At 32.0% G+C, this 13,806-nt stretch carries 8 protein-coding genes; 3 read left to right on the top strand and 5 right to left on the bottom strand.

Annotation, left to right across the window (positions count from 1 at the left end):
• Nucleotides 1-4: 4 nt before the first annotated feature.
• From V6246_RS16310 to V6246_RS16290, 5 genes are all read right to left on the bottom strand, one after another.
• A complete protein-coding gene (locus tag V6246_RS16310; RefSeq protein ID WP_341561559.1) occupies nucleotides 5-1,981 on the bottom strand; it encodes a putative porin in 1,977 nt (658 codons plus the stop codon).
• A gap of 202 nt (nucleotides 1,982-2,183) precedes the next feature.
• Nucleotides 2,184-3,575 carry a DUF4302 domain-containing protein gene (locus V6246_RS16305; RefSeq protein WP_341561558.1) on the bottom strand — a complete coding sequence of 464 codons (1,392 nt, stop codon included), beginning with the start codon at nucleotides 3,573-3,575 and terminating at the stop codon, nucleotides 2,184-2,186.
• 6 nt (nucleotides 3,576-3,581) lie between these two features.
• Nucleotides 3,582-4,436: a zinc-binding metallopeptidase gene (locus tag V6246_RS16300; RefSeq protein WP_341561557.1), complete on the bottom strand. Its 855-nt coding sequence runs from the start codon at nucleotides 4,434-4,436 to the stop codon at nucleotides 3,582-3,584.
• Nucleotides 4,437-4,465: 29 nt separating this feature from the next.
• Nucleotides 4,466-5,968 (bottom strand): RagB/SusD family nutrient uptake outer membrane protein, encoded by a 1,503-nt coding sequence (locus V6246_RS16295; protein WP_341561556.1) that lies wholly within the window; start codon nucleotides 5,966-5,968, stop codon nucleotides 4,466-4,468.
• 12 nt (nucleotides 5,969-5,980) lie between these two features.
• Entirely contained in the window at nucleotides 5,981-9,349 is a 3,369-nt protein-coding gene (locus tag V6246_RS16290; protein WP_341561555.1) for a SusC/RagA family TonB-linked outer membrane protein, read from the bottom strand.
• Between the two features lie 240 nt (nucleotides 9,350-9,589).
• Between V6246_RS16290 and V6246_RS16285 the strand changes: the two genes are divergently transcribed.
• The 3 genes from V6246_RS16285 (at nucleotide 9,590) to V6246_RS16275 (ending at nucleotide 13,789) form a co-directional block, all read left to right on the top strand.
• Complete coding sequence (locus V6246_RS16285) at nucleotides 9,590-10,177, top strand: ribonuclease HII (protein WP_341561554.1); 588 nt, start codon at nucleotides 9,590-9,592, stop codon at nucleotides 10,175-10,177.
• 84 nt (nucleotides 10,178-10,261) lie between these two features.
• Nucleotides 10,262-12,691 (top strand): ribonuclease HII, encoded by a 2,430-nt coding sequence (locus tag V6246_RS16280; protein WP_341561553.1) that lies wholly within the window; start codon nucleotides 10,262-10,264, stop codon nucleotides 12,689-12,691.
• Between the two features lie 48 nt (nucleotides 12,692-12,739).
• Complete coding sequence (locus V6246_RS16275; protein WP_159019334.1) at nucleotides 12,740-13,789, top strand: nucleoid-associated protein; 1,050 nt, start codon at nucleotides 12,740-12,742, stop codon at nucleotides 13,787-13,789.
• Nucleotides 13,790-13,806: the final 17 nt, after the last annotated feature.

Raw genomic sequence — 13,806 nt, 5'->3', positions numbered from 1 at the left:
TTTCCTATAAAAAGAAATTCCAAACCACACCAAAACGTATAGAGAAATCTCGATATGGATAATTAGGTGCCGAATAATAATCGTACCCTGTAATGGCTGCATTAAAATGTTCTGCTTTTAAATAGATTCGAGTTTGACGTATTTTAGCATTTAAGAAGAAATCTAACCTAGGAAACTCCCCTATTTCTTGCTCGTTTTGCACATAAAACTCCGCTAAAACAGGATCGTAAGCATTCATGTTGTACTTTGAGAAATAATTTAAGGTTACACCTGTTTGTAAAAACAAAGCCTTTTTAAACAAATGGCTAGAATAATACAGTGTGCTACGTAAGTTTAATTCAGGTACATTTAAAACACCTTCCCCATTTGTAACATTTTGGTACATAAAAGTATTATTTAAAGCAAACTTTCCGACTTTAATTTCTTTATCCAGCTTAGCTCTTAAATAATTTATAGTGCCGCTGTATTGAGTTGGCGCTACCAACTGAGTTGTTTCATCTAAATGAAAATAAGCATAGTCACTAATGGTAGAATAATCGACACTCAAGTTAACTAGTTTATCCGATTTTAATTCGAAAGCCAATTGTTGCGTTTCTGTATTATTAAAATTATTTATCCAGTTGTAGTTTAAATAATCACTTTGAAACAGCAAGAAGTTGAAATTTGGCGCTTTAGAGCTATGATTAAGCGATGCAATAGCTTTGATATCATCGTTTAATTTGAAACTAGCCTGAGCCTTTAAAAAATTTCCATCGAAATCTCCAGACATGTTTAATCCTACCTCACCTAAAAGATCGAAACCTTTGTATTGTTTATGGTATTTTCCACCAGCCGATATAATATCTCCTTTAAGACGGTTTGTTATTGTTGTTCCGTTTAGAACAACGATTTTATCATACCCATAATTATAATTATCATAACCCAAATTGAACTGTACATCGCCAAGAATATTGTTGCTATAATTTAATTGAAATTGATTGTGAAAATGTTCTAAAGTTGCACGATCTTGTAAACTCGAACTTTTAAAAGCTTCACCAAAAATATCGGTTTCGGCACTAGATTGGCTGTATTCAAAATACTTATCTTCAAACGAAATAACTTGACCTAAACTTAAATTATTACGAGACAATGAGTCTTTTTGATTGATAAAAGCATATTTGTGTTCTAAATGAAAACGCTTTGCTTTTAGCATACTTTCGGCATTTTCAAAGTTCACTTCTAGAATAGAGCGATCTATAAACTCCTCATCTCCCGATTCAAAAAACTCAACACTCTCATCTTGAAGCCCTCCGTTTTCCTCGTTGTATAAATCTTGGGTTACAATATGGCCGCGTGCTTGGTATCTATCATTCTCTGAGCGGTAATTTGATGTAAACCTAAAGTTACCTGTACTTGTAATAATGTGTTGGTATTTACCAATGGAACGCATGCCTTTATAGGCTATGGAAAAATTAAAACGCGGACTTGTATTTACAGTAAAAAATGCATCGAGTAACTGCCCTTGTTCAAAGGCTGTTTTATACATTAATTCTGTTAACGGTGTTGGTACGCGGTAGTAATTAATATCTTCAATTTCCATGTAATTGAAATGCCTAGCGCGTGCACCCAAATTTGGCACTAAATCGGTGTTTTGAAAATTATAAGTTAAGCTATTGTAGGTTTGACCTAAGTTTGAAAAGGCTATTAAACCGAAATTATCTTTTCTTAAATAATTGAATTTATAGTCCTTTTTTATAGACAATGTGGTATCTACGAAAGTTGTGTCGTTTTCGTGAGAGATAATAAGATAATCTTGAATTTTGGGTTTATCGTCTTCTTTATCTTTCCCAAAGACAGCTTTAGACAGTTTACTTTGAGGCTTCAAACTATCCCGTTCCTCTGTTTTAGATGCCTTATCTTCGGATAATTCACGCGGCGAATTTTGTGCATTTAACGTATTAAACAACAGCAAACAAAAGAATGACAGAACTATTTTATTCATAAATACAAAAATCTTGCTTTGGTTTTACTTTTACAAATATTACCGTTGCAAATGTAAAGACAAAATATGATAACGCTGAAAAATGCTAAGAATTATTTAATGAAATAAAAAAGTAGAATTTAATTAAACAAAAATCCAGAAGACTTAATCTTCTGGATTTAATACTGAACTATATAAATATTTTTTGATTACACTTTTTATTCTAACCAAACCATAATCCGTAAACACGTAGTGATGGGTTTTCAATACTTGTAAAAGTACCAGCAGTATTACTAAAACTATTCAAAGTTGAAGAAAAACCACCTTCTGCAGAATATATTAGTCCATCAGAACTATTAAAAAAATCAATTAATGGCATAACTAGTGGCTCGAAAAAAGGAGCGTTCCCTCCTGATGGACCAGTATAAGTTAAAAACAATTTCCTATCATTTATTACAGCTTTTTCAAAACAGTAAAAGGCGGTAAACGTTGCATCATCTGCTGCTCTTAGTAATTGAATGTATAAATATGTATCGCAATTATCACTTTCATAATCAATACCAAACTGAACATCATTAACCGACCATTCTCCTAAAGGAAATGCCGCAAAATTATCACTTATTTCTTCTAAAAGATCATCGAAACCTAAACTAGTTAGCGGATTACTTCCTAAGCTTGGTCTGTATAAAAAGCCAGTAGGTCCTAATTCTACAATATCCTCAATATCTTTATCTATAAATGCAGGTTCGTTTCCAAACAATATAGTTGCAGTAGTTCCATTTACTGTTGAAATATAACTCCCGCTATCAGAATCATAGCTAAAATACGCGTAAGACTCTCCTTCAAATTCTAGTGTTGGATTAATTATTAAGCCATTTTCTTCAAATAAGATTCCAAAATTAAATTCGGTAACACTACCATCATCAAAAGTAATCCTTGGCTTGGCATATAATAAGTCTGGGTTATAATTTAAATTAAAGTCCGAATCTCCATTTGTATTTTCAATTTTTAACAATTGAAAAACAGATCGTTCAGGAGTTGATAACAATTTTTCTCTTTCAGCAAAGGTTGCTTCAACTTTTGTAACACTTTCTGTTTCGAAATTAGTTAGCCCTGATGGCTCTAAAACAAAAGAAGAGCTATCTCTATTTCTTACATCTTTAAACGTAAGCTTTCCATCTTGATTTCCAACATATTGAAACACAGAAGTACCTTTAAAACCTGTACCTACTTGCCCAGGCAACTGAGGATCGCTTACCTTCTGAATATGATTACGTGTTGTAAAAACTAATTCATTTGTTGTACCATAACGGACATCATAAGATGAAGACTCCATATCTGTCTCAGAATCAAAATCTGAGGTCATATCTACACTTCCATCTACATTAAACTTCATGTAAAATGTAAATCCTCCAAACTCATCATTTTTTGTAAAATAAGTTCCCTTATAGCCGTTCTGTTCTGATGTTAATAAGTTTAACAATTCACTATTTTGTCCCGCAATTCTTTCTGCTGGTGATTCTAAAAACAGTTCTCCTTCATCCTCATTATTACATGAAACAACTGAGATAAACACTAAACAGATTATCCAATAATTTTTTAATATTTTTTCCATAATTTCTTAATTTACTAATTCTTGAGTTGCTGCATCTATTATCGCTTGTAATTCATAAATATCTATATCAAAATTAGTTTGATAATAGTCTACAACCATAGCTTCCTTTTCTCTAATTATAGCTTTTGATTCTTCATTGGAAATACTTTCCACAATAGCATCAAAATCTTCCTTTGAGTTTGTTAACATTTCAGAAACCATTTCAACAAAATCCTCTCCTTCTTGACTAGAACCATAAGCTGTAATATATCCCAACTCTCTAGCTTCTTCATCTGTTCTATTAAACCATTGCGCAGTATAATCAGCAGGGTTTATTTGACCGTAAGCAACATCAAATGGAATATTTTGATTTAAAATATGCCCATACTCATGCTGTACAGTCTTCAGAGGTTGTTTGATACTATTAATATCTGAAAAATCTAAGAAATCGATATTAAATAAAGTGATTTTTGTTCCCGCTTCTGCTACCCCTAATGTAATTGTTGGACTATTAGGATTATAATTAAAACTCCCGACCAAAGTGAACTGACGTGGTGCAATCTTTTTAATAAAATCTGCTCCTCCAACTTGTGTATAAGGCTCGATCCATGCTTTTTGCAAAGCTTCTGAAACTGGTCTAACACTAGATTCTAAAGGAGGATGTAAAAATCTGTCGATATCTGTATCATTAATATCCCATTTATAAAGTACTTCTATGTTGTAAGGCGCTACAAAACTACTTCTGAGCCACACATCTAAATCATTTAAAAGAGGTGTACTTGTATCTATTTGACTTGCGCCAACACTATCCGAACCATCTGTACATGACGTTGTAAGAGTCAAAGCTACAGATGCTAATGCTATATATATGTATTTTTTCATTTCTGTATTATTAATTATAATTTATAGAATTACCTTGGGTTTTGCTCTATTCCGAAAGATTGTGCCGCCTCTGGAATTTGTACAACTCTTCTATTATCTCCTTTTGGTAAAGTATTTAGGTTACCAAATATATCTTCATGATTTATTACCATATCGTGGCGTTTATTATCAAACCACCTTAAACCATCATTATAAAATATTGTTCGTTTAATTGTTAAAACAGCATCTATAAAGGCCAAAGCGTCAACTGGTATATCATAAAATGGTGTATACAACGTATTATCTATAACAGCAAAACGCGTTTGAACATCATCAAAGGTTAACTCATCAAAAGAGGCTAAATACCCCTGTGTTTTAACAGAGTATGACATATTAATATCTGCTACAGCGTTATCATATTGCTCTAGCATAGCGTAAGCTTCAGCTCTATTCAATAAAGCCTCATCTGTAGTTAGAAGCGCGTATGTGACATAAGGAATTCCAATTCCCGCTGCTTGGTTTGTTACTTTAAAGTATTCTTCAAACTTTGGAACATTATAAAATAAATCTCCACTACCAAAAACTGAGTACGACCATGGCTGCCCTGTACCGTTAGAATTTGGGAAAATTTCGTCACGCTTATCATTATTTAACTGATACCTAGCTGAAAAATGATATCTAGAATACAGAGACTCTGCCGCAACTAACAACAAATTTGCTGTCTCGAAAGTTGAGGATGTGTATAAATTAGTTTGTTCTGAATAAGTTGCTGGTCTATAATCATTTTCCCAGTCTCTTAAAACTCCAGTTCCTCCTGCAAGTGCTAGTGTACTATGTTCTACAACCTCATCCCACTCAGCTATGTTTAAGTAAAAACGTGCTGCAAAAGCGTTTGCCGCTTTTTTAGTAAAATGAAATGCTGACACGTTATAATCATCTTCAACTAAAGGCAATCCTAATTCCAAGTCTGCTTGTATATTATCATAAACACTTTCTACTGTTCCCCTTTCGTATTCACCAAGTAAAACAGTTTCTGGCTCAGTAACGTAAGGAATACCTAAATCTGTAGCCGCTGTTGCTGGATCATACGCTTTAGAGAAGATATTTACCAACATAAAATGAGCATAAGCACGACAAACAAGAGCTTCTCCTCTTAAATAATCTAACTCTGCTCCACCACCTAATTCTTCAATAGAGACTAAAGCCTGATTTGCCTGAGCAATCGCTTTATAAGCTCTGTTCCAGTAAAATGTTGGCGTATCATCATCGGTATCATTAATATCATCCCAAAAGAACATACGCTCATTAAGAGTTGTTGCTCTATCTATTCCTGTTTCTGCACTTGGCCCTTTATCTCCTGCGTTATCAGACATGGGTTCTAAAAAGGAAACATACCCTGCATCTGGATATGCACCTACTAGTAATTCTGAGATTTTTTCTGCAGAATCGATAGTTGTTCTATTATCTGGTGTTTCATCTAAAATATCATTACATGAGGAAACTATTAAAAATAGAGCAACTGCTTTTATTATATTATATTTTGTATTTTTCATAGTATCTAATTTTTAAAATCCAACGTTAACAGAGAAAGTAAATAATCTTGAAATAGGATAAGCCACCCCTCCAGATCTAAAAAACTCTGGGTCTTGCCCTCCTAATTTTGAATCTGAATAAATCAAGAATGGATTAGTACTTTGTAAACTCATTCTAACATTTGAAAGACCTAATTTACCGGTAACATCTTTATCTAAAGTATACCCCAGCGATATGTTTTTCATTCTAATAAAACCACCATCTGCAACACGTTCGCTAGAATAATTGTAAGCATTATAAGCTCTTTCTAACTCATTACTACCATAAGATTGAATTAGTGATTGAGAAGCTATAGTAGGTACATTTGTAATAGCCTCATCACCTGGCTGTATCCATCTATTAACAAACTCTCTCGGGAACACATCTAAATCATCATATTCCGAATCGTAGGCAGCGGTCAATCTAACTTTATTACCTGCTGAAAATGAAACAAAGAAACTAAAGTCCCAATTTTTATAAGTAAAGTTATTTGCTAAACCTCCTGAAAGATTTGGCTCTGTACCTCCTTCATACTTTAAATAATCTAAAACATTATCCGTGTCGTCAAAATCGATTAAATCGTAAGGTTTAGAAGGATCAAAATCAGGATCATCTGATAAAAACATAGGTAATCCCCATTCATTAAGCCCTTCGAATTTAAAAGAAAACAAAGAACCTTTAGGATAACCAACGGCATTACCTCTACCTACACCTGTAACTAAATCAAATACATTAGATTCTTGTTTTAGCGATGTAACTTCTTGATTAAAGTGAGATATATTAAAGCCTGTTTTCCATCTAAAATTATCAGTATCAATATTCACGGTGTTTAATTGAAATTCCACACCATTAGTCGTCATCTCTGAGTTATTTCCTAACTTAAGAGATTCCCCTCCAATACCTGTAGTTCTAATTAAATCGATTAAATCTTTACCCTTTCTGAAATAGGCATCAAAATTCATCATAATTCTGTTATTCAAGAACCCTACATCTACTCCTAAGTTTAACTCTAATGTTTTTTCCCAGGTTAATTCTGAATTTTGTAAATCTTCAATATCAATAAAATTTTCACGATCATCATCATTGAATCTATCCGTAATTTGGTTTCTAAAAACAGCTAAATTATTAGTTGCATTATCTGCTAATAAAGCAACTAAACCATAACTTGGTCTAAAAGCTAAACTAGAAATAATATCAGATTTTTGAATAAAATCTTCTTTATCTACATTCCATTTACCTCCAATAGTGTAAGTTGGTAACCATCTAGATTCGGAAGATTTACCTGCTCTATTAGATCCTTCATAATTACCTGTAACATTTAAAACATATTTTTTATCAAAATCATAAGTTACATTAGCAAAAAACGACACCTCTCTTTGGCGTGTTTCTGATGCTGAAAAATAAGGATTTCCTTCTAATATGGCTTTTCTTAAAATATCTGGATCTGTAAAAACTGTACCACCTCGATCAAATTGATAACCATAGCCGGTGTTACTACTTTCACTTCTATCGGCATATCTGTATTCTTGTCCTCCATAAATTCTTAATCCGTGTACATCATCCTTAAACCTCTTAGTCCAATCTAAAGTGTTTCTAAAGGTATAAGTTACAAGAGTGTTTTTTGATGTAATTAGTATACCTCCAACTGGTAAAACAACTCTTGGCGGTGCATTAGGATCGTCTGGATCACTGAATAAAAAATTATTCGCATCTCTTACAATTGTAGTTTCATCTGATCTATACGCTGCTGCTACATTCGAGTTTTCCGTTATCGAATGCTCGTTATTAGATGTTGCATAACGCGAAGACCCTAAGAAATTATAAGTTAAATTATCATTGATTTTATACTCTGCTTGACCTTGAAACTTAATATCCGAAACATTAATCTCAATACCGTTGTTATCAAGTTCATTTAAAATATTAAAAGGAGCCCAGTTGTAACGAGAGTACTCTAAATCTCCATTTTCATCTCTAGGACGTAAAGCTCTACTTGTATTAAGCGCATAACTAAATGGGTTTATATCAAAATCTCTTGTATAAGAACCACTTACTAAATCTTCTTCTCTAGCAAAAGTTCCTGGAGCTAATTGATTTCTTATAGAACCTTGAATTTGAGTTGTAATTTTTAATTTATCATCACTTAAAAAATAAGTATTTCTTAAATTACCTGTAATTCTTCTAACTCTATCAGCAACGGTCCATCCACCATCTGTATAATAACCTAAAGACGCGTATGATGTTGAATTTTCGCCTCCACTAGAAAAACTCAAACCATGTGTTTGTGTTGGAGTAGCATTAAATAATGTTTTAAACCAATCTGTATTCGCTAACTCATATTTCTGCAAGAACTTTGCTCTAGCTTCTGGAGTATTTTGTAATTGAAACTGACCTGTGTTCTCGTCGTAGTTATTTATTGCACGATACATAATGTTATAAATACCTCCATATCGCCCCTGAAACGATGATGGTAAATCTAAGAACCCTTTAGATTCCATCTCTCTATATACAGAAACAGTCTCTTGTGAGTTTAGCAAATCGTAATTAGTATATCTCGGAATATCCCTTACTGCATATTCTGATGTATAATTAAATGTTGGTTTTTGATTTTTCTTACCAGATTTAGTTGTAATTACTACTACTCCATTTAGGGCTCTTGCACCGTATAATGCTGTTGCAGAAGCATCTTTAAGTATTTCAAAACTCTCTACATCTGAAGCATTTAAACCAGCAACAGCAGAACTTAATAATGTACTAGCATCTCCAGAAACTAAATCTGAAACGGAGAGGCTAACAATTTCTTCTTGAATTACCCCGTCAATAATCCAAATAGGTTTAGTATCTCCTAAAATAGAAGAAGATCCACGAATAGTAATTCTAGGAGCAGCTCCAAATGTTCCTGTAACGTTTTGTACACTTACACCAGCAGCTCTACCTTCTAAAGCTCTAGAAACATCGGCAACACCATCAAGCTTAATATCCTTAGCTTTAATTGTTTGTGAAGCCCCCGTAAAAAGTTCTCGGTTTACATTTTGATACCCTGTAATTACAACAGTATCCAAACTTTCAACATCTTCAGTCATTACAACATCAATAGTATTGGAAGTTCCAACAGTAATAAGTTTGGTTGTTAAACCAACGAAGCTCATTTTTAATACCTCTCCTGTTTCTGCCATAATAGCATAGTTCCCGTCAAAATCCGAAACCACTCCCCGGTTACTACCTTGTACAATAACAGTAACTCCTCCTACAGGAACACTATTTGCATCAGTAATTTTACCCGAAATTGTTTTTTGTTGAGCATAAGAGAACTGATTTGAAAACACCACAAGCAGCATTAACAAACATGTCAATTTTAATTTCATAAAATAATTATTTGAGTTAGTCAATAACAAACATCACAATATAATCTTACAAAAACAAAGAAATATGTTAAAAATTTAACAAAAAACATAAATTTAGTATTATATATAAAGAACTTATATGTTATTTATTAAATATTGAAATACAGACTACAATAATTACATAATATTAATAGTTTTATAAAGTTTCAATATTCACCTTCTAACTAACGGAATTTTATATTTTTGAAAAAAGAATTTTTAATGCTTTTAAACACCCACTCAAACATCATTTTAGAATGTGGCACAGACGAAGCTGGACGAGGCTGTTTGGCCGGACCAGTTACCGCTGCCGCAGTAATTTTACCTAAGAATTTTAAAAACATCATCTTAAACGATTCTAAACAGCTTAGTGAGAAAAAACGTGATATTTTAAAACCGATTATAGAGGTACAAGCTCTAACTTTTGGAGTTGCTCATGTTTTTCAAGAAGAAATTGACGATATAAATATATTAAACGCATCAATTTTAGCGATGCATAAATCTATTGATCAGCTAGAACCACAGCCAGAATTTATTATTGTGGATGGTAACAGATTCAAACCTTATAAAGACACCCCTTTTGAAACCATTATTAAAGGTGATGGCAAATACTTGAGTATTGCCGCAGCATCTGTTTTAGCTAAAACATATCGAGATTTATATATGGATAAAATCCATGAAGAATTCCCGATGTATAACTGGAAACAAAATAAAGGCTACCCTACTAAAGAGCATCGACGTGCCATTGCAGAATTTGGAATTACTAAATACCATAGAAAAACATTTAGGCTATTACCAGAAGTAGTTTAAACCTTGTTGGCTACCACGACTAATTAATACTTTTTTAATATTATAAAACCGAAAAATCGTAGGTTTGTAAAAATTAATTTATTCATGCGTTCTCTTTCAATAATCCTTTTACTATTTATCACTTTAAGCTGTACCAATACTAAAAAAAAACGGACTAGCTTAATAGATTTTATACCAGAACATAGTACCGTTATTTTAAAAGCTAGAAACATTGAAAGTCTACAAAGTAGCATAAACAATAGTGAACTCATACAGCAGTTTTCAAAATCTAATATTTATGAGAACTTAGAGAGTAAATTCGAAAATTTAGAAGTTTTAAAATCAAATAGTCAGATATTAATCTGCTTTTCGAAAACCAAAGAAGAGAGTTTAAATTACACCTTAATTACAAAGTACCATGATAGCCTATTTGTTACAGATTCTTTAAAAAATTATAAAGAAGAATCTTTCTCTTTTAAAAACAACACTATTATAAAAAGTACACTTAACAAAAATGTGTTTTTCAGTACTATTATCGACAGTATTTTTATTGCCTCATCATCCCAAAAAACAATAGAGCTAGCGTTTAATCCTCTAACTATTGATCCAGAACAACAAAAAATTTACAAAAGCACAGATAAGGAAAATCTATCTGTAATTATCGAGAGTAAAGCCAATTTTCTAAAATCGATTTTTATTGAAGATTCTATCTCTTTAAAAACATTTACAAATCACTTAGCATTAGATATAGATGCCAGCCAAAACGCCCTATATTTTAATGGTATCACTAAGGCAACAGATTCTACTAAAAGCTTAATAAACGTTTTTAAAAACACCATTCCGCAGGTTAATACCATTCAACATATTACACCTTCGAATAGCGATGCGTTTATGAGTTTTACTTTTAATGATTTTAAAGTTTTAAAACATAATCTAGCTCTTTTCAGAGAAAAAGACACCATCGTTAGCACCACTAACCTGTTTGATGATGTTAATGAATTTGGCGTTATTTATGAAGATGATAAACGAGCTATCGTTCTAAATTCAACCGATATTATTTCTACTAAAGATGCCTTGCTTGCAGAACAAAATATAATAGAAACCTACAGAGATATTTCTATTTACAACTTTAGTAACTCAACTCTGTTTTCTGAAACATTGTCACCTTTAATTTCTTCAAACCAAGCTAAATTATACTGTGTATTAGATCAGTTTTTTGTTTTCGGGGAAGATTTAGAAATATTACAAAACATTATCTCTAACTATCAAAACAAAACAACGTTAGGCTCTCGAAATTATTTTAAAGATGTTCAGGAAGAATTAAGCGATGCTGCTTCAATTTTAATGGTAACAAATTCAAATAGCTTAGAAACACTTATCAAGAAGAACATAACAGAAACACCTAACCTAAACTTAGAATCCTATAAAACATCTGCGCTTCAATTTATATACGATACTAATTTTGCGCATGTAAATGCTATTATAAAAACGAACAAAGCCAAGGCTGCAGAACAATCTATTTCTGAAGAATGGAACATCAAGCTAGATGCCAATTTACTTAATACACCACAATTTGTAACCAACCATATTACAAAGCAAAAAGATATTGTAGTTCAAGATATTGAGAATAACTTATACTTAATTTCTAACAGTGGAAAAATACAGTGGAAAAAACAATTACAAGGTCCTGTATTGGGTAAAATTGAACAAATTGACATCTATAAAAATGGTAGACTACAGTTCGCTTTTGCTACACCAAACCGCGTTTATATTTTAGATCGAAAAGGTAAAGATGTCTCTTCCTTTCCTTTAAAATTTAGCGATGCTATTACACAGCCACTTTCTGTTTTCGATTATGATAACAACAAAAAATATCGTCTTTTAGTAACTCAAGGTAAAAACGTTTTAATGTATGATGTTAAAGGAAAAATTGTAAAAGGGTTTACATTTAAAGCAGCCAAAAACTCTATTATTGCGCAACCACAACATTTTAGAATTGGGAATAAAGATTATATTACCATAACAACCGAAAACAAACTTTTAATATTAGATCGCGTTGGAAAAACAAGAGTAACACCAAAAACTACGCTTTCATTTTCTAGCAAACCTATTTACATATACCTCAGTAAATTTACAACTACAACCAATAAAGGCGATTTAATAAGTATTGATACTAAAGGCAATGTTACTACGCAAAACCTCAATTTATCTACTAAAAACAACATCGCTACTACAAGTAAAACATTAGTATATCAATCGGAAAACAAATTAACCATTAGAAATAAAACCATAAACTTAGATTACGGAAATTACGACGATGCCGAAATTTTTATTTTAAACAATAAAATTTACGTTTCAATTACCGACTTACAGTCTCAAAAAACTTATTTGTTTGATAGCCAAGCTAAGTTATTGCCAAATTTCCCCGTATATGCCAATTCTAACATAGACTTAGCAAACAGCGATAAAGATCAAAATCTAGAGTTTATTGCTAAAGGAGACTCTAATTCGGTTTTACTTTATCAAATTAATTAATCTATTCCATTAGTTTAAACTCAAACTACTCTACTTAAAAAAACGCAAATGATTACAAGAAAAAATGCCGAAATATCAAAATTCATAATTCATAAAGTTGGTAATAAATTTAACGACACTAAAAATGCCTTTTCCGACAATCTCGTTGAATTTGATGAAGCTAGTTACGAGCTGATGCTCCCTTTTCTACTTCGTCCTTTTGGCAGTGTTGTACAAAGTTATCGTTTTAACCACCATGCCAATATTACACTAAACGAAATAAACAGCTACTCAGCTCAAATGTTTAATGATGAAGAAGCTTTTGTTGAAGTTTCTAAACACATTGTTACGCACCTATACGAGCAATCGAGTTCTGCACAAATAAAAACAGGTGATGTTTTAATTGTGATGTTTGAAGGCATCGAATTTAGAGATATTACCACAAATGCTATTGGTATTTTTAAAATTGAAAGCAAAGTAAATTTCTTTCAAACGTATTTAGAAAACAATAGTTATGATGTTTTGGTACAAAACGGAATAAGTTCTAAAAAGGTAGATAAGGGTTGTTTAATTTTAAATCAATCTGATGGTGAAGGCAATATTATTTTAAGTGTAGACAATAATAGTTATGATGCTGCCTATTGGTTAAATCACTTTTTAAATATTAAGTATGCTGATGATGCTAACAACCATACGCAACAATATATAGAACTATTAAAAGACTTCTCTACCGATGTTTTAAAACCTAATTATGGTGCTAAAGAACAAAACACTTTTTTAGCTAAATCGATAGATTTTTTTAAAGAAAATGAAATTGTAAACATCGAGCGTTTTAAAGACGAATTGTTCGAAGAGGATAAACACAAAAAAGAATTCGACTCTTACAAAAAGGAATTTGAAGGTGAACAAAGCTACATTATTAGAAATCAATTTGATGTTGCAGAAGCTGTTGTTACTAAAGAAAAAAGAAAGATTAAAACCGATATAAAGTTAGACACCAACATCCAAATTAAGCTCGATATTGATGCGCCCGATGCCTCGGAAGAATATTTAGAACGTGGTTATGATGAGGAAAAGAAAATGCACTACTACAAAGTGTTTTTTAATGAAGAAACTTAACAGTAAGTGAGAATAAA

It is taken from the genome of Algibacter sp. TI.3.09, assembly GCF_038154905.1.
In the GTDB taxonomy this organism is placed as follows: Bacteria; Bacteroidota; Bacteroidia; order Flavobacteriales; family Flavobacteriaceae; genus Algibacter.
Note: the sequence above shows the minus strand (reverse complement) of the source record. Positions and strands in the feature narration are given on the sequence as shown.

Bases quoted from the DNA above. Each gene is read 5' to 3' on its own strand.
- V6246_RS16310 (WP_341561559.1), bottom strand. From the start codon at position 1,981: ATGAATAAAATAGTTCTGTCATTCTTTTGTTTGCTGTTGTTTAATACG.
- V6246_RS16305 (WP_341561558.1), bottom strand. From the start codon at position 3,575: ATGGAAAAAATATTAAAAAATTATTGGATAATCTGTTTAGTGTTTATC.
- V6246_RS16300 (WP_341561557.1), bottom strand. From the start codon at position 4,436: ATGAAAAAATACATATATATAGCATTAGCATCTGTAGCTTTGACTCTT.
- V6246_RS16295 (WP_341561556.1), bottom strand. From the start codon at position 5,968: ATGAAAAATACAAAATATAATATAATAAAAGCAGTTGCTCTATTTTTA.
- V6246_RS16290 (WP_341561555.1), bottom strand. From the start codon at position 9,349: ATGAAATTAAAATTGACATGTTTGTTAATGCTGCTTGTGGTGTTTTCA.
- V6246_RS16285 (WP_341561554.1), top strand. From the start codon at position 9,590: ATGCTTTTAAACACCCACTCAAACATCATTTTAGAATGTGGCACAGAC.
- V6246_RS16280 (WP_341561553.1), top strand. From the start codon at position 10,262: ATGCGTTCTCTTTCAATAATCCTTTTACTATTTATCACTTTAAGCTGT.
- V6246_RS16275 (WP_159019334.1), top strand. From the start codon at position 12,740: ATGATTACAAGAAAAAATGCCGAAATATCAAAATTCATAATTCATAAA.